Genomic DNA, 20,166 nt, shown 5'->3' with positions numbered 1-20,166 from the left:
GTTAGATACCTTTCGTCATACTGAAGTCGCCAGAGATAGCTTCGGGAGAGTTTACGAGACATCGGAGAGCATCTCCCTGTGCAGCTCGCTCTGCTTCTTCAACTGCCAAGCGCTGCAGGTTTTGCATCGACCGCTCTGAGTAAAAGGCGGCGTGTGGGGTAAGGATCGCCCTGTCGAGGCCCCGGATAGGGTGCGCCTCTGGCAATGGTTCAGGGTCGAATACATCGAGCCCGACTCCACTCAACTGGCCAGTTCGCAGCGCATCGACCACCGCGTCAAGGTCTACCAGCGCTCCGCGTGCGGTGTTCACAACATATGCACCTCGCGGCATCGCAGCGATTGTTCGCGCATTGACCAACTTCGTTGTCTCCGGCGTTGCGGGTGCGTGTAGCGTGACCAGGTTCGAACGCTGCCAGAGCTCCTCTGGCGCCACCAGCTGAATACCAAGCTCTGCGAGCTTCTCCGTTTCGGCGAACGGGTCGTGAGCGAGAAGAGTGAAGCCAAAAGGCCGCATACGCTCAGCGACGGCAAGGCCAATCTTGCCCATTCCGAACAGTCCGACCGTAGTATCGCCGAATTCAAGCAACGGCGCCTCATCGGCAGGCTTCAGCCATGAGCCTGCGAGATGACCCGATTGAAGGCATTGAGTTTGCGTAGAAGAGTGAGTGCCAGGCTCACCGCATGGTCCGCGACAGTGGTCGTGCCGTAGTCGGGCACGTTGCACACTGAGATGCCGCGAGCATCGGCTGCAGCCACATCGACGTTGTCCCACCCCACGCCATAACGGATGATTACCGATCCGGGGGACATTCCCTCAAGCACCGCTGCTGTGATGGGAGCAAAGTTAACGAACGCGATGTCCGCTCCGGTGACTACACGTATTGCTTCTTCCTCAGTCGTACACTGCGCCGAGCGAAACTTGGCCCCGATCCTCTCCGCAAACGCTTGTTCTCGTGACACCCCCTCAAAAATATGGTCCGTAACCACCACTGTCGTCATCCGGTTTGCCATCTTTCTACTGGCCCACCCGGCTAGTTAGGCCACGACTATTGAGGTTCGCGATCAGCTCCCGGAGCCCGAAGGTCCACGGCGAAGCCTGTTCTGAGGTGTTGACCCGGTTTGCAAGGGTGCCAAACTTGGGACTTGCGATGCGAACGACATCTCCGATTTCATGAGTGAATCCAAGGCCCGGTGCGCCACGATCCTTGGTGGGCGCGAAGAGAGTCCCCGTGTACAGCACGAGACCGTCTGGGTACTGATGGCTGTCACCGCAGGCATAACTCGCCAGCACCTGAACGTCGCGGCTGATCTGATTCATGCTGCTCATCTCGTTCAGCACAAAGCCGTCTTCCCCGAATACCTGAACCGTAACCTCAGCATTCCGAACCTCGTCGATCGAGAAGCCCTCGTCGAAAAGGCGCAGGAAAGGGCCCAGGGAGGCTGAGGCATTGTTGTCTTTGGCCCGCGGGAGCAAGAGAGCTGAACGCCCCTCGACGTCGCGGAGGTTGACGTCGTTACCGAGTGTGCCACCAATGATTTGGCCGCGCGAGTTGATGACTAGCACGACTTCTGGCTCCGGATTGTTCCAGTTCGAGACCCTCGAAACGCCAATCTCCTGACCGAATCCCACCGCAGAAAGCGGCTGAGCTTTCGTAAACACTTCCGGGTCTGGCCCAAGACCAACCTCAAGGTACTGGGACCAAAGACCCTGCGAAGCCATGACACGCTTCAGCTCCACTGACTCGGGACTACCGGGTATGATACCCGATAGTTGGGCGCCGATACTGGACTCAATTTCACCTCGAATTTTCTCCGCTTGGGACAGATCACCACCTGCTCGCTCTTCGATGAGGCGCTCCATGAGCGATGCTGCGAACGTAACACCCGCGGCTTTTACCGCGGCTAGATCAATTGGTGCAAGTAGATGTACTGCATCAGCGTTCCCCACAGCCGAGTTTTCGAGCACCTGCTCAAGACTCCAGCTCCTGCCACGCTCAGCCCCACTGAGCGCCGCGAGAACGTCCGGTTGCTCTGTCAGATCGGCCATAGTCGGAAACGAAGAGCTAATGTCGACCAGACGTCCCGCGTCCAGCGTGACGATGGCTGGGCCACCGTACTCAGGGACAAACACTCGTCCGACCAGCGTGGCGCTCGCAACATCGACTGGCAGCACATCATTGGGCGCCTCAGTAAGAGAAAGGGACATCAGCGGTGATCACTCCTAAATGGCTTGGGGCCCCGTCAGTGGAGCACCAATACGTTTCCGACTTCCTCTGATCATAATATGATTAGCAGGTTTAGGCAAGAATCCAATATGATTGCGTGATCCGCTGCTTGGACACAACCCGGGCTACTTCGATCGCTCTAAGGGCGCTTCGGAGCCCTAGGCTACTCCGCACATCGTCCGACGCAGTGCCGTACGTTCAGAAAATAAACCCCGGGGGTCGCACCCGTGTCACGAACCCCAGATGCAGGAATGATTATGACCAACTACGCTTCCCACGGTGCCAATACGGAGCGCCCAAAACGCTTGCCAGAGATCGTGGCGGACCAACTTCAAGAGTTTGTACTTACGGAAGGCCTGCAACCTGGGGACCGCCTCCCCACGGAGCCGGCTCTGACTGCACGGTACGACGTGAGTCGCCAGGTAGTGCGCGAGGCAACTCGGATCCTTGAGCAGCGAGGGGTCGTAGCCATTCGCGCGGGTCGCGGCATGACCGTGGCAAACATCTCAGTCGACGGAGTACACGACATCTACAAGCTTTTTCTCCGCTTTAGGCCTGAGAATTTTACTGAACTGATCGAAGCTCGCTCCGTACTCGATCCCAACATTGCAGCCCTCGCCGCCGAGCGGCGTACTGAGAATGAGCTCGCGCAGATGCGCGAGACGATCGAGGCGAGCCGGTCCCTTCCGAAGGACGCATTCGCCGAGCATCTGGCGCTCGACCTCAAGTTTCACAAGATCGTCACCAATGCGTGTCGAAACATGTTCCTCATCGCCCTGGCCAATCCGGTCAACGAATCACTGCGCGACGCATACGCGGAACCAATTGCGTACCTGTCTTCGCTGCCGCAGACTCAACTCGAACACGAAGCAATCCTGCGCTCTCTCGAGAAGCAAGACCCTGAGGGAGCCCGCCAGGCGACACTGAAGCACCTTCGCCGCGTCCGCTCAGAAACAGAAAAGCTGATCCCTACCGATTCCGGAGGAGCCGACGAGGGTTAGCATCTCAACGGAGCGAGTACCCTCCGTCGACGAGCAACTCTGCACCACTGTAGTAACTTGAGTCATCGCTCAGCAAGAAGGCCACTGTCCCCGCGATTTCCTCCGGGCGCGCGAAACGGCCAGAGGGAATCTGCCGCATCCACGCGTCGAACTGATGCCGCTTGAGTGCAAGGAGCGGGGTGTCTACATATCCTGGTGCAATCGCGTTCACGCGAACCCCACGGTCCGCCCACTCAGAAGCTAGCGATCGTGCGAGTGCCGACACCCCAGCTTTTGAAGCGTTGTACGCACACTGTTTCTGGGGGACGTTCACAATGTGATTTCCGCTCATAGACGAGATCAACACCACGTTTCCTCCCCCCGCGCTCAAGAAGTGTCTACCGAACGTCTGTGCAGTGAAAAAAAACACCACGCAGATTAACATTCATCGTCCGGTCAAACTCTTCCGGAGCCATGTCTTCAGCCGCGACATCATCTTCAACCACTCCTGCGGCAGCAACAATACTGTCGACCTTCCCCTCTCTCGCAATGATCTGATCCCTTGCCCCAGCGAGCGAATCAGGATTGGTCACGTCTACGGACAGCTCTCGTTCGCTATTCGGGTCTGCTGCCAAATCAAGGGCGTACACCGTGGCCCCTTCCTCTCGTAGTCGCTCACAGACAGCGAGTCCGATGCCGCCTCCTGCACCAGTCACAGCCACCACTTGTCCCGCGAGTCCACGCATCTATCTACCCCTTTATCCTTCAGCGGCCCACTGGCCGCAGTGTCCTTTTGGAATGACTACCACTTTGACTTCACCGGGCCGTTGAGCCGCTTGCAGAGCTTCCTCAACCTGATCGAGGCCGTAGCGCGCGGTTATGAGCTCGGAGAGAGATACCGCGCCGGTAGCCGCGAGATCTATCGCTGCAGGCCATGCGTTGGCGTACCGGAAGACCCCCCGAACCTCCAACTCACGCACCTGCAGCAGCCCCAGGGGCAACGAAACGGTATCCGCACCCATACCGACGAGCATGGCGCGCCCGGCAGGCTTCAATGCGCGTACACCAGCCACAATTGCCGCTTCGACGCCACTCGCGTCGATGAACACGTCGAACGACGAATCTCGGAATGACTCTCGCGCACCAACGGGGTCAAGCACCGATGTCGCACCAAAGCGTAAGGCCCGGTCGCGGGCACTCTGGAGTGGGTCACTGACTACGACGTCAACGGCGCCAGCGAGCCTTGCGACCTGTGCCGCGAGCAGGCCAATCGGACCCGCGCCAGCCACCGCAACACGCTCGCCCAATCCAACGCGGGCGTGCCTCACGCTAGCGACCGCGACCGCGAGCGGTTCTATCAACGCGGCCTCTTCGGCGCTGAGCACAGGGGGTACGTCAAAGGCTAGTTGCGAAGGCAGAAGCACATATTCGCAGAGGGCACCATCAAATGGGGGCGTAGCGAAGAACTCCACTTCGGGGTCAAGGTTGTAGCGTCCCTGCCTCGATTGCTCCCCCCAATGATTCGTTACTTGAGGCTCGAGTGTGACAAGACTACCAATGCGCTCAGCAGCCACGCCGTCTCCAACTGCGGCGATGACACCGCTCACCTCGTGGCCCAACACCAGAGGCTTTTCCACGACAAAGTCACCAATTCTTCCGTGGTTGTAGTAATGCACGTCGGACCCGCACACTCCGACGGCTGAGACTCGGATGAGCACCTGCCCTGGGCCGGGCACTGGCACCGGACGCGTTTCATACCCTAAGTGCTTCGGCGAGTATAGAACACTAACAAGCTGCTTTTCGAAACGGTCTTCGCTGACCACCATCCACCCTTTCGCAGGTAAACCGGACGACCTCAAGTATGATCATCATACTATGTGATGATCGAGTCTAACTGAACGAAAGGTCGAGTTATGTCACCTCACACCCTGAATACCGCAGATGACCCATCCACAATCGATCCCATCCTCGCGGCAGCGGCAGCAGCCGCGGTGCCGCTCGCGTTGCTAGCCCCCGAAGTTCGCGCAGGGGGCCTCTGTCTCATTGCCGACCGCCTTGAAGCAGACGTGGACCAACTCGTCACAATTGCGGAAAGCGAAACTGGCCTCACACCTACACGCCTGAGGGGTGAGTTGAAACGCACCGCCGTCCAGCTCCGCCTTTTCGCCGAATCCGTCATAGACGGCTCTTACGTTGATGCCCGGATCGACGAGGCAGACGACCAGTTTGTGCTCGGCACGCGCCCAGATCTTCGGCGTTCGCTGCGCCCCGTTGGCCCGGTGCTGAACTTCGCAGCAAGCAACTTCCCATTCGCGTTCTCAGTCGCTGGCGGCGACAGCGCTGCCGCTCTTGCCGCCGGATGCCCACTGATAGTCAAGGTTCACTCAGGCCACCCAAAGCTCTCGGTAGCGACCGGAGAGATTATGGCGCAAGCACTCTTCGATGCCGGGTTCCCCAGCGGAGCGTTTGCCTTAATTTTCGGCCAGCAAACAGGCGTCGACTCACTCAAAGACTCGAGAATTCAAGCGGGATCTTTCACCGGCTCGATTTCTGCTGGGCGCCTACTTGCCGACATTGCGGCAGCGCGACCCCAACCTATTCAGTTCTTTGGTGAACTCGGCAGCGTTAATCCCGCTGTTGTCACCCCCGCTGCCCTGAATGAACGTCGCGACACTATTGCCACTGGCTTCGTGTCCAGCGTCAGTGGCTCTGCGGGACAACTCTGCACTAAGCCAGGGTTTCTCTTCGCGCCAACGAACCACGGCCTCGATTCGGGCATCTCGGAAGCAGCACGGAGTATCCCACCCCACCGCCTCCTCAACCCGCGTATTGCTGACTCCTATGCAAAAGGCGTCGCCTCCGCGCTCAGCCTCCCGGGGGTGAGACCCATTGTCGAAGGCATGTGTGCGCCAGTCGCGGACGGAAACATGTCGGTCACACCCACGATCGCCGCCGTATCGCTCACGGACTTCATCTCGTCACCTCAGTCACTACACGAGGAGGTGTTCGGGCCCTTCTCGCTGATCGTCGAGTATGATTCGCTCGATGACGTAGCCGCCGCTATCGCTAAAGCATTCCAAGGGAACCTTACGGGGACCCTCCACCTCAGCATGTCCGAACAGGCTGGAACCGCGAGTGAGGCAGCACTGGCCTCAGTTCGAACTCTGACTGACTTGTTCGCGTTAATGGTGGGACGTCTGGTCTTCAATGATTGGCCGACCGGGGTCTCCGTCACCCCCGCACAGCAGCACGGGGGTCCCTGGCCCGCAACGACGAATGACTCCAGTACGTCGGTTGGAACCGCAGCGATTCAGCGGTTTCTACGCCCGGTGGCATTCCAAGGGGCTCCCGAACACCTGCTGCCACCGGAACTCCAGCTCAAGAACCCCCGGGGCCTGAAACAGACGATAAACTCTGCGGGTGCATCAGCGAGATGGGGTCTCCTCGATAGTTAGTCGAGCAGCGCGTCGAGCCCGGGGGCGGTCTCGGCAAGGCCGTGCCGTTCGGCGCGAACCGAGATCGACTGCTCCCGCACAAGTGTGAGCAGCTCGACGGGCCCGGCCATGGTCACCGGCTCCGCCCACAGTGCTGCGCGGTCGAGCCCGCCCATCCATTCTGCGACGCGCACACGGTCCCCGCCGATGAGTCGCACCCGGGCAGCAGCAACCCCTCCCGGCCCTACCGGGCCATCCGCTGCGAGGCGCTCGAGCCAGGCCTCGTCCCGCTCAAGCGACACCTCGATGCCCTGCGACAGCAGCAGCTCTGACACGTCGGGTGGGAGCACGGTCCCCGTGGAAACCGCGAGCGGCGCCCGCACGAGCAGACCGGCTGCGAGCACCCGGAAGAGGCTTGCGAGCGAACCGTGTTCGGCGAGGCGCACCTGCACTGCGACGGCGGAAGTGCGCAGCGCATTGCGTTCGATGCCGAGGCCGATCGTGTCCTCGACCGCGCCGAGATCGGTCTGCCAGGTGAGTTGATCAGCGAGCGCTGCGCGGCGGAGCTCGTCGAATTCCTCGTAGCTGAGCACCGGTTGCGCCGCCTCGATGAGCAGCGCGACTTCGGGCGTGAGGCCCCTGAGGTGGAGGGTGTCGCTGCGCTGCCCTGAGCGCCGCTCCCACGAGCCCTGCGCAACGAGCCAGTGCGGCCCGCCGCCGAGCGCTGGGAGCCCCATCACTGCGTCGTTCCACCCGCCGAAGGGTTGGCGCTCAACTCGCGCCGCACCCGCTGGCCGGTTCACGGCGATCGAGGCCGCCTCGATGCCGCCGAGCCACCCGAGGACTTCCTCCTCGTCCCACGACTGGATGCCGGCGACGGCACCGCTGCCACTCGCGTTTTGCAGCTCGACCGCGTCGCCGAGGAGTTGCGCGGTCGCGAGGCCGATAAGCGGCAGCCCACGTGCGTCGTCCCAAAACGGAGAACCGTGCGACACCCCGGTGCGCACGCCGGGGCTCCACAGCCGCCCCTCGTCGTCGAGCTGTTGCGGCTGCACGAGCCACTCTTCTCCTGGCCCGAGCTCGGTGAGCGCGGCGAGCCCAGCCCTGCTTGGGGCGACGGGCAGCGGGCCCACCTCGAACGAGAGCGGGTCGTCACCGAGCGGCCTGGCCGAATCCCCGACTCGGAGCCGCCGAACCGCGTCCGCGAGCGCCTCGCGGAAGCCGCGGGATCGGGTGAGGCTTCCCAGCAGGATGACGGTGTTCGTGCTGCCAAGCGCGGTAAGGGTGCCGGTGAATGTCGAGTCGAGGATGTCTTGGATGGCGCGGTCGCGCTCGGCCGACGGCGTGATGAGCAGCGAGCCTCTCGCGACGAAGTGCCCCTCAACCCGAAGGTCGGGCCGGCGTCGTGCGAGGTCGCGGCCGAGCGTTCGGTCGCCGAGCACGACGGCCCTGTCGACGTGCTCGCTTGCGCCGAGCGCGGCGAATGCCGCTTCGCCCGCGACGCTGACGGTGCGCACCGCGCCAGGCGTGAGCCCGCCAGCCTCCCATTCGTCAACGCACGCTGCTGCGGAACGCAACGCCCCAGGCGAGACCGCCCAGAGCGCCCCGGCTCCGCTTCCGAGGACGGCGAGCACAGCTGCCGCCTGTGTGGCGATCGGGGCAGAGCTGTCGGCGACGACGAGTACGAGCCGGTCTGGAACGAAGGTTGCGCCGCGCACGACGCGGAGTCCGTCTGCGAGCTGTGCCGCGTACCTCGCCGAGTCGATGATGTGGTTGACCGCTGAGTCGAGCTCGGGAAACGGTGCGCCTGTCTCTGCGGCGAGTTCGGTGATCAGCCTGTCGCGTGCGGCGGCGGTTGCGAGCGCGACACGGCGCAGCCGCGTCGCGCGCCCCTCGTGGCGCAGCTCGGACCAGCGTTCTGCTGCCTGCCGTGCAGTGCGGGCGGCAGCGTCCGGATCGAGGTCGGCTTCGGTGAGGGCGACAGTCTCGTCGAGCCGCTCGCCGGTGAGCGCGATGTCTCCCGCGCGCCTGAGCAGGCCACGCGCCCACTCACGATTCGCTGCGAGACTTCCGTCGGTGGGTGGCTCATTCGCGAATCCGGTGCGCGAGACGACGGGGATCGCGCGAGCCGGCGCTACCTCCTCGAGCACGACCTCACCCGTCGCTCCGCGCGCGAGGCCGAGCACGGCAGCCGTGAGTCCGCCTGTGTCTTGCGTTGCGGGCTCCGCTGGCGGGCGGTAGAAGAGTGCGCTGTCGCGTTCGCTTGGATCCCACTCGCGGGCGCGCTGCTGCTGCCTGTGGCTTGCGGGAGCCGGTTCGGCTGCAAGTGTCGCGGCTGCGCCGAGCTGTGCCTGGGTGAGCTGGCTCGGCTCTTCGGCTGCGGCCTCTGCAAGCAGCCCGACGAGGTAGCCGACGACCTCACCGTATTCGCCGCGCGGCGTTATCGGCAGCCGCAGCCGAACCTCGGGCCCACCGGCAGCAGCGTCGGCTGCGAGGCGGCGCGCGAGTTCGGTGGCGAGCCCGCAGCGGAGTTGGATCGCGTAGAGCTTGTCGGCTCCGAGCCTCGTAGCAGCCGCGATGGTTGCCGCGACGACGAGTGGGTCCTCGCTCGCGATCACAGGCCGCAGCACTGAGGCGCGGCTCGGATGCATGGCGACCTCGATGAGTCGCAGCAGCTGCGCGGTGCGGGCGACCGGATCCTCAATAACCGCGACTGGCAGGCCGGTGTGGATCGAGGCGACACGCTCCGCCGCAGCGACGTCGGCATGGCCGATGACGACCTCGACGGGTGCGCCGCCCTCCGCGACCCGGCGCCGCGCGAAGCGGTGGATCGCTGCGTAGCTTTCCCACGACTCTGGCAGCTCAGCGAACAGCCGCACGCCGATCTCCAGCCGATCAAGTTCAGAGCAGCCAACCGCCCGCGCGAGGAACTCGGGTAGCTGTTTCGCCCACACGGTGTCGCGTGGCTCAACGATGAGCCGAACACCGTGTGCGAGGGCGGCCTCGAGCACGGGCCGCACGCGTTCAACGGCGAGCGTCAGCGCCGATTCGATCGTCCACTCGGTCGCGCCTGGCACGAGTCTGGCTGGGTCGAATGCGACGTATTTAACGGCGGGGTGCTCCACGAGGGCGATGAGCCGATGCACTTCCGTTTCGCTGCCTGCCTCGCCCGAAACGGCGGCGCCGTTGAGCGAGACCAGCACGGTGTGTCCGCGCTCACGGTGCTCTCGGAGGGCCTCAGTGAGCGCGCTCATCCTGCCGGAAAGCTTGACCTGCAGCAGCACGTCGGGAAGCCGCGCGAGCAGGTTCTTGCGCACGGCAGGACGGACCACCCACGGCAAGCCGAGCGAGGCGAACCCGCCTGCGCGGAGCAGGATGCGGTCGCGCGTAGGCATCTGCTCCGGGAGGTCCCCGCGCGTCACGTCGCGCAGGCCGAGCGCCGCGGTGAATGCGTCGGACGAGCCAAACAGCGAGTCAATGAGTCGCCGTGTGAAGTCGAGGCTCTCCGGGTTCGCAGCCAGATCGCCGAGCAGGGTTGCGCGGTCGCCGCGCTCCGCAACGCCTGCCTGCACCCCCGCCTTAGCCCAGTCGCGTACCCGGTCGGCTGCGGCCTCGGTCACGGAGCCCCACACCGATGCGCCTAGTGCAAGTTCGTCTCCCATGACCCCACTCTAAAGCTGGTGCCTAGCGAAACCCCGTGAACACGCGCGAGCCCCGCGCACCTTTCGGTGTGCGGGGCTCGCGATGCAAGTGCTGGGAAGGGTTAGACCTTCTCTGCCTCAGCAAGAATTGACTCGGGGATCGTCACGCCCATGCGCTCCGCCGCGTCCTCGTTCACGACGTACGCGAACTCCTTGGAAACCTCAACGGGCATCGTGGCAGTCTCAGCACCCTCGAGCACCTTGATCGCCATCTCGCCGGTCTGGTAACCGAGCTTCGTGTAGTCGATGCCGAGCGTGATGACCGCGCCCTGCTCAACGGTGCCAGCCTCGGCGCCGATCACGGGGATCTGCTTGTCCTCCGCGACCTGCACGAGCGAGGCGAGACCCGCGACAACCATGTTGTCCGTTGGGACGTAGATTGCGTCGACGTCTCCGAGTGCCTCGGTCGCCGCCCCAATATCGTTCGCGGTGGTGACGGTCTTCGTGACGATCTCAAGGCCGAGCGGGCCCGCTGCTTCGGTGACGGCGTCAACCTGCACCTGCGAGTTCACCTCGCCCGAGGCGTAGACGATTCCAATCTTCTTGGCGCCAGGCACGACGTCCTGGAGCAGCGCGAGCTGCTCGTCGAACGGCGCAAGGTCGCTCGTGCCGGTGATGTTGCCGCCTGGCTCCTCGTTCGATTCGACGAGCTGCGCTTCGACAGCGTCGGTGACGGCGGTGAAGAGGACGGGCTTGTCGGTGACTGCCTGCGCCGCGGTCTGAGCCGCAGGCGTGGCGACGGCCAGCACGAGGTCGAGATCGGAGGATGCGAAGCTCTGAGCGATCGTGACCGCTGTGGCCTGATCGCCGCTCGCGTTCTGGTCGTCCCACTCGACGTCAATACCAGCATCGTCAAAGGCCTGCTTGAAGCCCGCGGTCGCAGCGTCGAGTGCCGGGTGCTGCACGAACTGGCTGACCCCGATCTTGTACGAGCCGTTCGCGCCGTCGCCTGGCTCGGTCTCGGCGGGGCTCGAGGAACATGCACTCAGTGTCAGCGCGGCCACTGCGAGGCCTGCGAGGGCGATGCCTGAACGGCGGAACGAGGTCATTCGCATAGTAATGGGTCCTTCTGAGTCTGCCGCTGCAGCTCCGCAGCGGCGCGGGAAACGGTAAAGGCCTTAGCCGTTTCCAGCATCGTACCCGAGGCCAAGGGTGAGCCTAGCGGGCTTGGGGGTGAGAGTTACGCAAAAGAGACGGGCGCGCAGCCCCGGTATCGCTTAGGCGAGCAGCGCGCGGTCGTCGAAGCTCGCGCCCTTGATCTTGCCGAATTCCGCAAGGAGCATCGGCACGGTGAGCTTCGCTTTCGTCTCCGCGTCAGCTTCGAACACGATCCGTCCCTCGTGCATCATGATGAGGCGGTTACCCAGCTTGATGGCCTGCTCCATGTTGTGGGTCACCATGAGCGTTGTGAGGTTGCCCTCGGTGACGATCCGCTCGGTGAGGTCCGTCACGAGCGCTGCCCGCTGCGGGTCGAGCGCAGCGGTGTGCTCGTCGAGCAGCAGGATGCGCGGCTGGGTGAACCCGGCCATGAGCAGCGACAGGGCCTGTCGCTGGCCGCCTGACAGCAGGCCGACCTTCGCGGTGAGTCGGTGCTCGAGCCCCAGTTCGAGCGATTCCAGCTCACTCCTGAAGCGTTCGCGGCGGGCCTTCGTGATGCCGCGGCGCAGCCCACGGGGCTTGCCGCGCTGCAGGGCGAGGGCGAGGTTCTGCTCGATCGTGAGGTCGGGCGCTGTGCCGGCCATCGGATCCTGGAACACGCGGCCGACGAAGCGGGCCCGCTTGAACTCCTTGAGCTTCGCGACGGACCGGTCGTCGATGCTGATCTCGCCCGAGTCGATCGGGTAGCGGCCGGAGATGGCGTTGAGCAGCGTCGACTTGCCCGCTCCGTTCGAGCCGATCACGGTCACGAAGTCGCCCTCGGCGAGCTGGAGATCCACGTCGACGAGCGCGCGCCGTTCGTTGACGGTGCCTGCGAAGAAGGTCTTTGAAATACCGCTGATACTGAGCACGGTTATGCCTCCTTCGGTGCGGCGGCTGCCGGTGTTGTGAGCGGCTCGGGCCGCCGGTTGCCGCGGTTCCGCAGTGACGGGATGCGTTTGAGGAAGCCCCAGCGCGGCAGCAGCAGCGCCGCGATCACGAGCAGCGCCGTCATGAGCTTCATGTCGTCCTGGTTGAAACCGATGCGGAGGGCGCCGAAGATGATGAGGCGGTAGAGCACCGCGCCGACGATCACGGCGAGCGTCGCGAGCCAGATCCACCGCTGCCCGAGGAGCGCCTGCCCGAGGATCACCGACGCGAGGCCGACGAGAATAACGCCAATGCCCATGCTGATGTCTGCGACACCGTTGAACTGCGCGATGAGCGCGCCAGCCAACCCAACGAGGCCGTTCGAGATCGAGAGCGTGAGGATCTTCATGCCGTCGGTGTTCACACCGAAGCTCCTGATCATCTGCTCGTTGTTGCCCGTGGCCTGGATCGCGAGGCCAATATCGGTCGAGAGGAACCAGTCAACGAAGACCTTGAAGACGAGCACAACGGCGAGGAAGATGAGCACGACGTACCACGTCTTCCCCATCCACCCGGCTTCGCGCAGCGGGCTGATGAGCGTGTCCTCCCGCAGGAACGGAAGGTTCGACTTGCCCATGATGCGCAGGTTAATCGACCACAGCGCGATCATCGTGAGGATGCCGGCGAGCAGCCCGTCGATCTTCCCCTTCGTGTGCAGGATGCCGGTGATTGCGCCGGCAATCATGCCTGTCACACCGCCCGCGAGCGTCGCAAGCAGCGGGTTCTGGCCGGCGTGGATGAGGGCGGCGGCCGTCGCGGCCCCCGTCGTCAGGCTGCCGTCAACCGTGAGGTCGGGGAAGTTGAGCACCCGAAAGGTGAGATACACCCCGAGAGCAAAAATTCCGTAGAGAAGCCCAACTTCAATTGCGCCAATTGCTCCAATCACGCCCCACCTCCTGGTGTGTCATCGGTTGTCCTGTCGGTTCCGGCGCCGAGGCCGACAGCGCTTGCACGGTTCATCAGAGTTGCGCCGCTGCTGCGCCGGCAACCTCTATGACCGCGTCGTTCTCGTGCGGAGCACCGATGGAAATCCGCAGCCCATCGCCCGGGAAGCAGCGCACGGACACACCGCGAGCAGCGAAGACATCGGTGAGGGCCTCGCTCGCGTCTCCCGCCGGGATCCACACAAAGTTTGCCTGCGAGTCGATGACTGGCAGCCCCGCTGCGCGCAGCGCCTCAATGACCCTGGCGCGCTCGGCGACGAGCACGTCGACGCGTTCCTGCAGCTCGTCCTCAGCGGCGAGGGAGGCGACGCCGCCGACCTGCGCGAGCGCGCTCATGCCGAACGGAATCGCGGCCTTGCGCAGTGCGTCGGCGACCTCCGGCTGCGCGACGGCGTAGCCGATGCGGAGGCCTGCGAGGCCGTATGCCTTCGAGAAGGTGTGCAGCACCGCGACGTTCGGGTAGCGCTTGAAGAAGTCGAGCCCGACGGCTGAGTCGGCGTCGACGTTGAAGTGCACGTAGGCCTCGTCGAGCACCACGAGCACGTGCGCTGGCACCCGCGCAAGGAACGCCTCAACCTCGGCGTGCGTGACGACCGTGCCTGTCGGGTTGTTCGGGTTGCAGACGAAGATGAGCTTCGTGCGATCCGTGATCGCGTCGGCCATCGCGGGAAGGTCGTGCTTACCGTCTGCGTCAAGCGGCACCTGGCATGGCGTCGCGCCGGCGAGCTGCACGAGGATCGGGTAGGCCTCGAACGAGCGCCAGGCGTACATCACCTCGTCGCCCGCGCCTGCGAGCGCGTGAATGAGCTGCGAGGCGACCTCGACTGAGCCCGCGCCGAACGCGAGGTTTTCTGGCTCGACACCCAGGCGCGCTGCGAGCGCAGCGGTGAGCTCGGGAGCAGCGATGCTCGGGTACCGGTTCACCGACGTCGGGACCGCAGCCGCAATGGCTTCAAGCACCGACGGGAGCGGGTCGTATGGGTTCTCGTTCGACGAGAGTTTCGCGCTGAGCCCATCCGGGCCAAGCTGCGCTGGCTTACCCGCGCGGTAAGACGGAATACGCTCGAACCCTGAACGGATCGACACTGACATGAGGGGTCTCGCTTTCGAAGAGGCTCCGTTTATCCTACGCATGCGCGAACCGTCGCGGGAATTCCCTGCCGCCGCCGCACCTGAGCGCAGCCTGCGTTACTGCTGCGCTCAGGTGACGCGGCCAGCCTCGAAGCGGCCGCGCCGCCGCGCCACGCTGCCTGGTTAGGCCGCGCCGTTGAATTCGCCGGTTGCGACGATGATCGCGCGCGCGACTACGGCCTCGCGCATCATGAACCCGAGCACCGCTGGTGTGGCGTGTTCGTCGATGTCGACGCGCTCAACGTTGAGTGCGTGGACGACAAACCAGTAGTGGTGCACACCGGTTCCCGCTGGCGGGGCCGCACCGGTGAAGGCCGGCTCGCGCATCTCGTTTGGCAGCGTGATGGCACCCGCTGGCAGCAGTGCTCCGCCCGCAGCTCCGGCGCCGGCTACGAGGTCGGTCACGCTCGCCGGAATGTTCGCAACCGCCCAGTGCCAAAACCCAGACCCGGTCGGTGCATCGGGGTCGAAGCACGTGACAACGAAGCTCTTGGTCTCGCTCGGAAAGCCCGACCAACTGAGCTGTGGTGAGAGGTTGGCGCCGCCAGCTCCCTCGCCGTAGGTTTCCGCCGGCAGGGGCTCGCCATCTTGGATATCGGTGCTCGTGAGCACAAACCCTGGTTTCTCCTGCATCCCGGCGTACGGGTTCAATGCGCCGCGACTCGGATGACTTGTCATGCCAGCTACGCTACCCGGGAACACCCGGTATCGGGTAGCGCACACCGGATATACTGAGGTCAATAGCAGCGACGTAGCAGTGATGTGGATTGGAGTGCAGCATGGCAACAACAACTGGCTCCGAGCGCGCACGTGGCGCGCTCTCATACCTGCGGCGGAAGATCTCCACGGGTGAGTGGGCAGTTGGGGAGCGGATCCCGATCGAGCCCGAGCTCGCCGACCAGATGGGTGTTGGCCGTTCGACCGTGCGTGAGGCTGTTCGCTCACTCGCGAGTATGGGCATGCTCGAAACCGCGCCAGGGCGCGGCACCTTCGTGCGGTCCTCATCGCCAACGAGCTCGCTCCTCGACGAGTTTCTTGCTGACTTCTCGCTCGAAGAGATTTTGTCGTACCGCCGAGCGCTTGAGGTTGAGGCTGCCCAGCAGGCTGCCCTGCACCGCTCAGACGAAGACATCGCCGCGCTCGAACGAGCAACGATCGAAGAGGTCGGCTGCTCGCGATGCCCAGTTCTCAGCCTCACAGAGTCCGGAGATGGCGCCTTCGATAGCCTCTTCCACCGCCTCATTTTCGATGCGGCGAAGAACCGGCTTCTCGGGGCGCTCTATGCTGGCATCAACGACCAGCTGCGCACCCCGCAGCACCGTGGGCGCCTCGCAAACGTTGCGACCGGTGCCGAGATGGAGCGCGACCACCAGCGCGTCCTCGACGCGATCCGCAGGCGCGACTTTATCGACGCCGTGCACGCGATGGTCGACCATGTCGATCACGACGTCGTCATCGTGAACGAGCAGCAGGAAGTTGTTCCCCCGCTCGCACGCACCCCCGAGCAGCAGCAGCGCATCGACGATGTTCGCGATGGCCGCCCGACTGCTGCCTCGACAGCAACGGCCTGACCGCAAGCGTCAGGGAAGCGTAGAGTGGAGCGATGGCGCGCATTCGATACGTTGCAATCGGTGACAGTTTTACTGAGGGCGTTGGTGACGAGCGGCCAGACGGCAGCGTCCGGGGCTGGGCTGACCTCGTCGCGCAGGGTTTGGCTGATTCCACTGGCGAGCCTGTCGAGTACGCGAACCTCGCGATCCGCGGGCGCCTGCTCAACGCGATTCTCGCTGAGCAGCTCGAACCGGCGATCGCGCTAGGCCCGACGCTGTTGAGCTTCAACGGCGGTGGGAACGACATGCTCCGGCCGGGAACGAACATGGCGTCCATCATCGCCGCCACTGAGGTGGCGCTTGAGCGGGTCACTCGCGCTGGCATTACGCCGCTGCTGCTCGCAGGGGCGAATCCAACGGCTGGGCTCCCCAACGGCGCGAGCGTCAGTAAGAAGGGCGCCGAACTCACCCGCGCGGCAGGCGCGGTCGCCGAGCGCATCGGGGTGCCGTTCTCCGACAACTGGCACGACGCAGAGCTGGCACTGAGCCAGTACTGGTCGCTGGATCGGCTCCATCTCGCGCCCGTCGGGCACCATCGCGTCGCCGCGAACGTCTTGCGCACCCTCGGTCACGATGCCCCAGCCGACTGGGAACTCACCGCAGGTCCACGCGCCGCCCCGACCGCACGGGATCAGTTGCAGTACACCCGCGTGCACGTGTTGCCGTGGATCGGCCGACGCCTCACAGGCCGTTCAAGCGGCGATGGTCGCAGCGCGAAGTACCCGCGGTTCGTCACGATCGAACCGCGCAACCTCTCCGCGTAGCACGCCGCTACTCGGCGGCTGGCGTGTGCTCTGCGCTCCGCTTGGCGGTGCAGGCGGGGCAGTAGCCGAACAGGTCGACAACGTGGCCGATGTCGGTGAAGCCGTGCTGCGCACCAACGCGGTTCGCCCACTCCTCAACTACGGTGGCGGCGAGTTCCCTGGTGTCGCCGCAGCCGCGGCACACGAGGTGGTGATGATGTTCGGTCGTTTCGCACGACCGAAACAGGGTCTCGCCCTCGGGTGAGAGCAGCGAGTCGGCGTCTCCGACCTCCGCGAGGTTGGCGAGCGCGCGGTACACCGTCGCGAGCCCGACAGCGGATCCGCTATCTTTCAGGCGTCTGTGGAGCTCCTGGGCGCTCACGAAACCCGGTGCGGCGACGAGTTCGACGCGCACCGCTTCGCGCTGCCAGGTGTTGCGCTTTGGCTGCATCACTCACCTCCCGTGATCGCTGCAGCGTGACTGTTCACCCCCACGTTAGCGGAGACTGCGCGAATGCGCCTGATCACGACGGAAACGCCGAGCGCGAGCACGTAGCACGCGGTCGCAGCGAGCCCGATTGCACCGCCGGCTGCGATGTCGAGCGAGCGCGAAGCCCACAACCCTGCCAGCCCGCTCGCAACCCCGAGCGCTGCAGCAATCGGGGGAACCCACGCGATGGTTGGTGCGAGAAGCCGCGCCGCCGCCGCTGGGGCGATGAGAATCGCAACCCCGAGAATCGCACCGACGGCGGGCATCGCGACGACCACCGATGCGGCGATGATCCCGACAACGACGAGCTCGACCGGGCCAGCGCGGAACCCGGCGGCGGTGAAGCCGGCCGGGTCAAACGTGTGGAAGAGGATCCGCCTGCCGAAGACCGCGAGTGCGACGAGTGAGGCGAGCAGCACGCCGGCTGTCGCAGCAACGTCGGAGACGGAGACACCGAGCGGTGAACCGACGAGCAGCGCGTCCACTGGCACCCCAAGACCGGGGTTCGCGCTCGACAACAGCGCCCCGAGGGCAAACCCGAAGGCGAGCACGATTCCGCTCGAGACCTGACCTCCCTGACCTTTGACCCGGGCGAGCACTCCCATGAGCAGCACGAGCAGCGCGGCAAACACGGCCTGGCCGATGAGCAGATTCCAGCCGGCGAGCGCAAAGATCACGCCGCCGGGGAACGTCGCGTGGCTCAGCGCGACCGCGAAGAAGGACCGCCCCCTGAAGACGATAAGGCTTCCGGCGACACCGGCGAGGAGCCCGAGGAGCACCAGTTCGAGTGCGGCGAGTTCGAGGTAGCTCATGCGCGCGCCCCCGTTCGCTCGCCGCGCCCCGAGCGCCGCAGCAGCACTGCGCCTGCGGCCGCAACGCCGTAGAGCGCCACGAGCGAGAGCACAATCATGGCCCCGGGTGAGGCCGAGACGGATCCGCGCAGTGACCATTCAAAGGAGCCCCACAGCCCAGCGGCGCCGGCCGCGAGCGTCACAAGCGCAGCGACGGGCGCGAGCAGGGCGAGCCTGCTGGTGAGCAGCCGCGCCACCGCGACGGGCACGACGAGGATCGCGACAACCATCAGTACGCCGAGCGCCTGCACGCCGGCAACCACGAGGAGCGCGACGGAGACGTTGAGTGCGAGGTCCGTGCGAAACCCGCTGAAGCCCGCGGCCTCGAAGCCTGCCGGGTCGAAGGCGCGAAACAGTTGCGCACGGCGCGTCACGAGCACGATCGCGATCGCGAAGCACGCGACAACGGCTATCTGCCACAGCTGCGCGCTCGTGACCGTGAGGATCCGCCCGAACAGCAACTCTTGCAACTGCGAGACGTAGCTTTCGCTGCGCGACACCAGCACGATGCCGAGACTGAACAGGCCGGTGAGCACGACAGCGATCCCCGCATCACGCGCACCGACACTGCGTGCAGGCGAAGAACCGCTTCGCCCGAGGAGCGTGAATAGCAGCGCGGCAAGCACGGCTGCTGCGACCGCACCGGGAAGCAGCCCAGCAGGCCCGCCGATCAGCGACCCGACAACGAGGCCGGGGAACACGGCGTGCACGAGCCCGTCACTCACGAATTCGAGCTCACGGAAATTGATGAAGACCCCAACGATGGCAGCCGCGACCGCAAGGAGCGCGATTGCGATGAGCGCCCGCTGCATAAACGGAAGACCGAAAACGCTCGCGATGCCAGGCGCTGCCTGCGCGAGCCACGCGCTCACTGCGCATCAACCTCTCTGGTGGTTGTCACCGTGTGCTCGTCGATCTCCACGGTCGAATCGTGGAACGCGTGCTGCACAGCATCGAGGGTGAGGGCGTCGGCCAGCGTTCCGAACGCAGCGGGGTGTCCTGGCTCGCCTGGCTCGTGCCCGCTCGCGAGCAACAGCACGTGCGTGCACGCCGCCTTCGCGATCTCAAGGTCGTGGGTGGAGACAATGACGGTTCGTCCCTCGTCACGCTGCCGCGCAACGAGATCCAGCAGCATCTCCCGGTTCTCCCGATCCAGCCCGTTGAACGGCTCATCGAGCAACAGCAACCGCGGGTGCGATGCGAGCGCCCTGGCGAGGATCGCCCGCTGCTGCTGCCCGCCAGAGAGCTCACCAAAGAGCCTCCCCGCAAACGCGGAAAGGCCGACGAGGTCGATCGCGTGCTGCACGGCCTCACGGCCGCCGCGCCCAATGCGGCCGAAGGGGCCGGCCTCGCGGTAGAGGCCCATGGTCACCACGGTTCGCACCGTCACTGGCAGGCTCGTGTCGCGCGCATCTGACTGCGGCAGCGTGCCAACACTCCGGCGCGCAGCTTCCGGCGTTTCGCCAAGCACGCGCACACTCCCAGCGGTGAGATCGGCAAGACCAAGAATGCCGCGAAGCAACGTCGACTTGCCCGAGCCGTTCGGCCCGATGAGCGCGACTGCCGCTCCCTCGGGAACCACAAGGTCAAGATCCTCGACCCTGGTCACTCCGCCGTAACCGAAGGCGGCGCCGGCCAGGTGCAGTGCGGCACCGCCGTGCCCGGTCACACCCGTGTCACTCATGCAGCAGCCCCCAACTCAGCGGGGAGCGGGCCAACCGGCTCTCCCCAGGCTTCGAGAATAACGCGTGTGTTGTGAATGGTCGCATCAACGTAGGTCTCAGCACCGCTGCCTTCCACGCCGAGCGAATCAGCGTAGAGCGACTCACTGTCGACAACGGTCACCCCCGCCTCGCGCGCGATGGTGCGGGCAAGCTTCGGGCTCATCGAGGATTCGACGAACGCGCGGACGCCGCGCTCCTTGATCCGCGCGGTCAACGCATCGAGATCCGCCGCGCTCGGCTCAGCGTTGTCCTCGAAACTCGGCATA

At 64.7% G+C, this 20,166-nt stretch carries 21 protein-coding genes; 4 read left to right on the top strand and 17 right to left on the bottom strand.

All coding sequences use genetic code 11. The annotated features are described in order from the left end of the window. Position 1 precedes the first annotated feature (1 nt). Genes SD72_RS18080 through SD72_RS15025 form a run of 3 tightly spaced genes read right to left on the bottom strand, consistent with a single transcriptional unit; the run spans position 2 to position 2,206 of the window. Positions 2-586, bottom strand: coding sequence for an NAD(P)-dependent oxidoreductase (locus tag SD72_RS18080; RefSeq protein WP_198142003.1), 585 nt, complete (start codon positions 584-586; stop codon positions 2-4). 20 nt (positions 587-606) lie between these two features. Beyond that, positions 607-999, bottom strand: a complete 393-nt coding sequence (locus SD72_RS18075) for a hypothetical protein (RefSeq protein WP_198142002.1) — start codon at positions 997-999, stop codon at positions 607-609. Between the two features lie 16 nt (positions 1,000-1,015). Continuing rightward, a complete protein-coding gene (locus tag SD72_RS15025; protein WP_042545285.1) occupies positions 1,016-2,206 on the bottom strand; it encodes a fumarylacetoacetate hydrolase family protein in 1,191 nt (396 codons plus the stop codon). 276 nt (positions 2,207-2,482) lie between these two features. Here SD72_RS15025 and SD72_RS15020 point away from each other — a divergent pair, with 276 nt between their 5' ends. Continuing rightward, positions 2,483-3,226, top strand: coding sequence for a FadR/GntR family transcriptional regulator (locus SD72_RS15020; protein WP_198142001.1), 744 nt, complete (start codon positions 2,483-2,485; stop codon positions 3,224-3,226). Positions 3,227-3,230: 4 nt separating this feature from the next. Here SD72_RS15020 and SD72_RS18545 read toward each other — a convergent pair whose 3' ends face one another. The 3 genes from SD72_RS18545 to SD72_RS15010 are packed head-to-tail and all read right to left on the bottom strand — an operon-like array spanning position 3,231 to position 5,031. Next, positions 3,231-3,650 carry an SDR family oxidoreductase gene (locus SD72_RS18545; RefSeq protein WP_269745599.1) on the bottom strand — a complete coding sequence of 140 codons (420 nt, stop codon included), beginning with the start codon at positions 3,648-3,650 and terminating at the stop codon, positions 3,231-3,233. Then, the gene (locus SD72_RS18540; protein ID WP_198141999.1) at positions 3,604-3,951 is read right to left on the bottom strand and encodes an SDR family NAD(P)-dependent oxidoreductase; all 348 of its coding nucleotides are present in this window, start codon (positions 3,949-3,951) and stop codon (positions 3,604-3,606) included. The genes SD72_RS18545 and SD72_RS18540 overlap by 47 nt, the downstream gene beginning before the upstream one ends. A 12-nt stretch (positions 3,952-3,963) precedes the next feature. After that, positions 3,964-5,031 (bottom strand): NAD(P)-dependent alcohol dehydrogenase, encoded by a 1,068-nt coding sequence (locus SD72_RS15010; RefSeq protein ID WP_042545283.1) that lies wholly within the window; start codon positions 5,029-5,031, stop codon positions 3,964-3,966. 87 nt (positions 5,032-5,118) lie between these two features. Between SD72_RS15010 and SD72_RS15005 the strand changes: the two genes are divergently transcribed. Continuing rightward, positions 5,119-6,660 (top strand): aldehyde dehydrogenase (NADP(+)), encoded by a 1,542-nt coding sequence (locus SD72_RS15005; protein WP_042545282.1) that lies wholly within the window; start codon positions 5,119-5,121, stop codon positions 6,658-6,660. On the opposite strand, the gene SD72_RS15000 is transcribed toward SD72_RS15005, so the two are convergent. From SD72_RS15000 to SD72_RS14975, 6 genes are all read right to left on the bottom strand, one after another. After that, entirely contained in the window at positions 6,657-10,301 is a 3,645-nt protein-coding gene (locus tag SD72_RS15000) for an aldehyde dehydrogenase family protein (protein WP_084767258.1), read from the bottom strand. The two genes, SD72_RS15005 and SD72_RS15000, sit on opposite strands and share 4 nt — an antisense overlap. Positions 10,302-10,402: 101 nt before the next feature. Further along, entirely contained in the window at positions 10,403-11,395 is a 993-nt protein-coding gene (locus tag SD72_RS14995) for an ABC transporter substrate-binding protein (RefSeq protein WP_157000616.1), read from the bottom strand. A 162-nt stretch (positions 11,396-11,557) separates the two neighbouring features. Further along, complete coding sequence (locus SD72_RS14990; protein WP_042545280.1) at positions 11,558-12,349, bottom strand: ABC transporter ATP-binding protein; 792 nt, start codon at positions 12,347-12,349, stop codon at positions 11,558-11,560. A gap of 2 nt (positions 12,350-12,351) precedes the next feature. Then, complete coding sequence (locus SD72_RS14985; RefSeq protein WP_232299813.1) at positions 12,352-13,293, bottom strand: ABC transporter permease; 942 nt, start codon at positions 13,291-13,293, stop codon at positions 12,352-12,354. A 73-nt stretch (positions 13,294-13,366) separates the two neighbouring features. After that, the gene (gene hisC / locus SD72_RS14980) at positions 13,367-14,443 is read right to left on the bottom strand and encodes a histidinol-phosphate transaminase (protein ID WP_042545279.1); all 1,077 of its coding nucleotides are present in this window, start codon (positions 14,441-14,443) and stop codon (positions 13,367-13,369) included. 162 nt (positions 14,444-14,605) lie between these two features. After that, a complete protein-coding gene (locus SD72_RS14975; RefSeq protein ID WP_042545278.1) occupies positions 14,606-15,160 on the bottom strand; it encodes a YbhB/YbcL family Raf kinase inhibitor-like protein in 555 nt (184 codons plus the stop codon). A 101-nt stretch (positions 15,161-15,261) separates the two neighbouring features. Between SD72_RS14975 and SD72_RS14970 the strand changes: the two genes are divergently transcribed. Together SD72_RS14970 and SD72_RS14965 are read left to right on the top strand one after the other, a co-directional pair. Continuing rightward, positions 15,262-16,053 carry a FadR/GntR family transcriptional regulator gene (locus tag SD72_RS14970; protein ID WP_042545277.1) on the top strand — a complete coding sequence of 264 codons (792 nt, stop codon included), beginning with the start codon at positions 15,262-15,264 and terminating at the stop codon, positions 16,051-16,053. 32 nt (positions 16,054-16,085) lie between these two features. Further along, positions 16,086-16,856, top strand: coding sequence for an SGNH/GDSL hydrolase family protein (locus SD72_RS14965; RefSeq protein ID WP_042545276.1), 771 nt, complete (start codon positions 16,086-16,088; stop codon positions 16,854-16,856). 7 nt (positions 16,857-16,863) lie between these two features. On the opposite strand, the gene SD72_RS14960 is transcribed toward SD72_RS14965, so the two are convergent. The 5 genes from SD72_RS14960 to SD72_RS14940 form a co-directional block, all read right to left on the bottom strand. Further along, on the bottom strand, positions 16,864-17,286 hold the full coding sequence (locus SD72_RS14960) for a Fur family transcriptional regulator (RefSeq protein ID WP_042545275.1): 423 nt from the start codon (positions 17,284-17,286) through the stop codon (positions 16,864-16,866). Beyond that, complete coding sequence (locus tag SD72_RS14955; protein ID WP_042545274.1) at positions 17,286-18,137, bottom strand: metal ABC transporter permease; 852 nt, start codon at positions 18,135-18,137, stop codon at positions 17,286-17,288. Before SD72_RS14955 ends, SD72_RS14960 begins: the two co-directional genes overlap by 1 nt. Beyond that, positions 18,134-19,048, bottom strand: a complete 915-nt coding sequence (locus SD72_RS14950) for a metal ABC transporter permease (RefSeq protein WP_232299811.1) — start codon at positions 19,046-19,048, stop codon at positions 18,134-18,136. Before SD72_RS14950 ends, SD72_RS14955 begins: the two co-directional genes overlap by 4 nt. Continuing rightward, a complete protein-coding gene (locus tag SD72_RS14945; RefSeq protein WP_042545273.1) occupies positions 19,045-19,860 on the bottom strand; it encodes a metal ABC transporter ATP-binding protein in 816 nt (271 codons plus the stop codon). The genes SD72_RS14950 and SD72_RS14945 overlap by 4 nt, the downstream gene beginning before the upstream one ends. After that, positions 19,857-20,166, bottom strand: a 310-nt coding sequence (locus SD72_RS14940) for a metal ABC transporter substrate-binding protein (RefSeq protein WP_042545272.1), incomplete at its 5' end; no start/stop codon positions are given. The genes SD72_RS14945 and SD72_RS14940, both read right to left, overlap by 4 nt.

This window comes from Leucobacter komagatae (genome assembly GCF_000834055.1).
Taxonomy (GTDB): Bacteria; Actinomycetota; Actinomycetes; order Actinomycetales; family Microbacteriaceae; genus Leucobacter; species Leucobacter komagatae_A.
The sequence above is the reverse complement of the archived record's forward strand: the minus strand, read 5'-3'. Positions and strand labels throughout refer to the sequence as shown.

What these genes read in the sequence shown, in the direction of transcription:
- SD72_RS18075 (WP_198142002.1), bottom strand. Translation starts at nt 999, where the DNA reads ATGACGACAGTGGTGGTTACGGACCATATTTTTGAGGGGGTGTCACGA.
- SD72_RS15025 (WP_042545285.1), bottom strand. Translation starts at nt 2,206, where the DNA reads ATGTCCCTTTCTCTTACTGAGGCGCCCAATGATGTGCTGCCAGTCGAT.
- SD72_RS15020 (WP_198142001.1), top strand. Translation starts at nt 2,483, where the DNA reads ATGACCAACTACGCTTCCCACGGTGCCAATACGGAGCGCCCAAAACGC.
- SD72_RS18545 (WP_269745599.1), bottom strand. Translation starts at nt 3,650, where the DNA reads ATGTTAATCTGCGTGGTGTTTTTTTTCACTGCACAGACGTTCGGTAGA.
- SD72_RS18540 (WP_198141999.1), bottom strand. Translation starts at nt 3,951, where the DNA reads ATGCGTGGACTCGCGGGACAAGTGGTGGCTGTGACTGGTGCAGGAGGC.
- SD72_RS15010 (WP_042545283.1), bottom strand. Translation starts at nt 5,031, where the DNA reads ATGGTGGTCAGCGAAGACCGTTTCGAAAAGCAGCTTGTTAGTGTTCTA.
- SD72_RS15005 (WP_042545282.1), top strand. Translation starts at nt 5,119, where the DNA reads ATGTCACCTCACACCCTGAATACCGCAGATGACCCATCCACAATCGAT.
- SD72_RS15000 (WP_084767258.1), bottom strand. Translation starts at nt 10,301, where the DNA reads ATGGGAGACGAACTTGCACTAGGCGCATCGGTGTGGGGCTCCGTGACC.
- SD72_RS14995 (WP_157000616.1), bottom strand. Translation starts at nt 11,395, where the DNA reads ATGCGAATGACCTCGTTCCGCCGTTCAGGCATCGCCCTCGCAGGCCTC.
- hisC (WP_042545279.1), bottom strand. Translation starts at nt 14,443, where the DNA reads ATGTCAGTGTCGATCCGTTCAGGGTTCGAGCGTATTCCGTCTTACCGC.
- SD72_RS14975 (WP_042545278.1), bottom strand. Translation starts at nt 15,160, where the DNA reads ATGACAAGTCATCCGAGTCGCGGCGCATTGAACCCGTACGCCGGGATG.
- SD72_RS14970 (WP_042545277.1), top strand. Translation starts at nt 15,262, where the DNA reads ATGGCAACAACAACTGGCTCCGAGCGCGCACGTGGCGCGCTCTCATAC.
- SD72_RS14965 (WP_042545276.1), top strand. Translation starts at nt 16,086, where the DNA reads ATGGCGCGCATTCGATACGTTGCAATCGGTGACAGTTTTACTGAGGGC.
- SD72_RS14960 (WP_042545275.1), bottom strand. Translation starts at nt 17,286, where the DNA reads ATGCAGCCAAAGCGCAACACCTGGCAGCGCGAAGCGGTGCGCGTCGAA.
- SD72_RS14955 (WP_042545274.1), bottom strand. Translation starts at nt 18,137, where the DNA reads ATGAGCTACCTCGAACTCGCCGCACTCGAACTGGTGCTCCTCGGGCTC.
- SD72_RS14945 (WP_042545273.1), bottom strand. Translation starts at nt 19,860, where the DNA reads ATGAGTGACACGGGTGTGACCGGGCACGGCGGTGCCGCACTGCACCTG.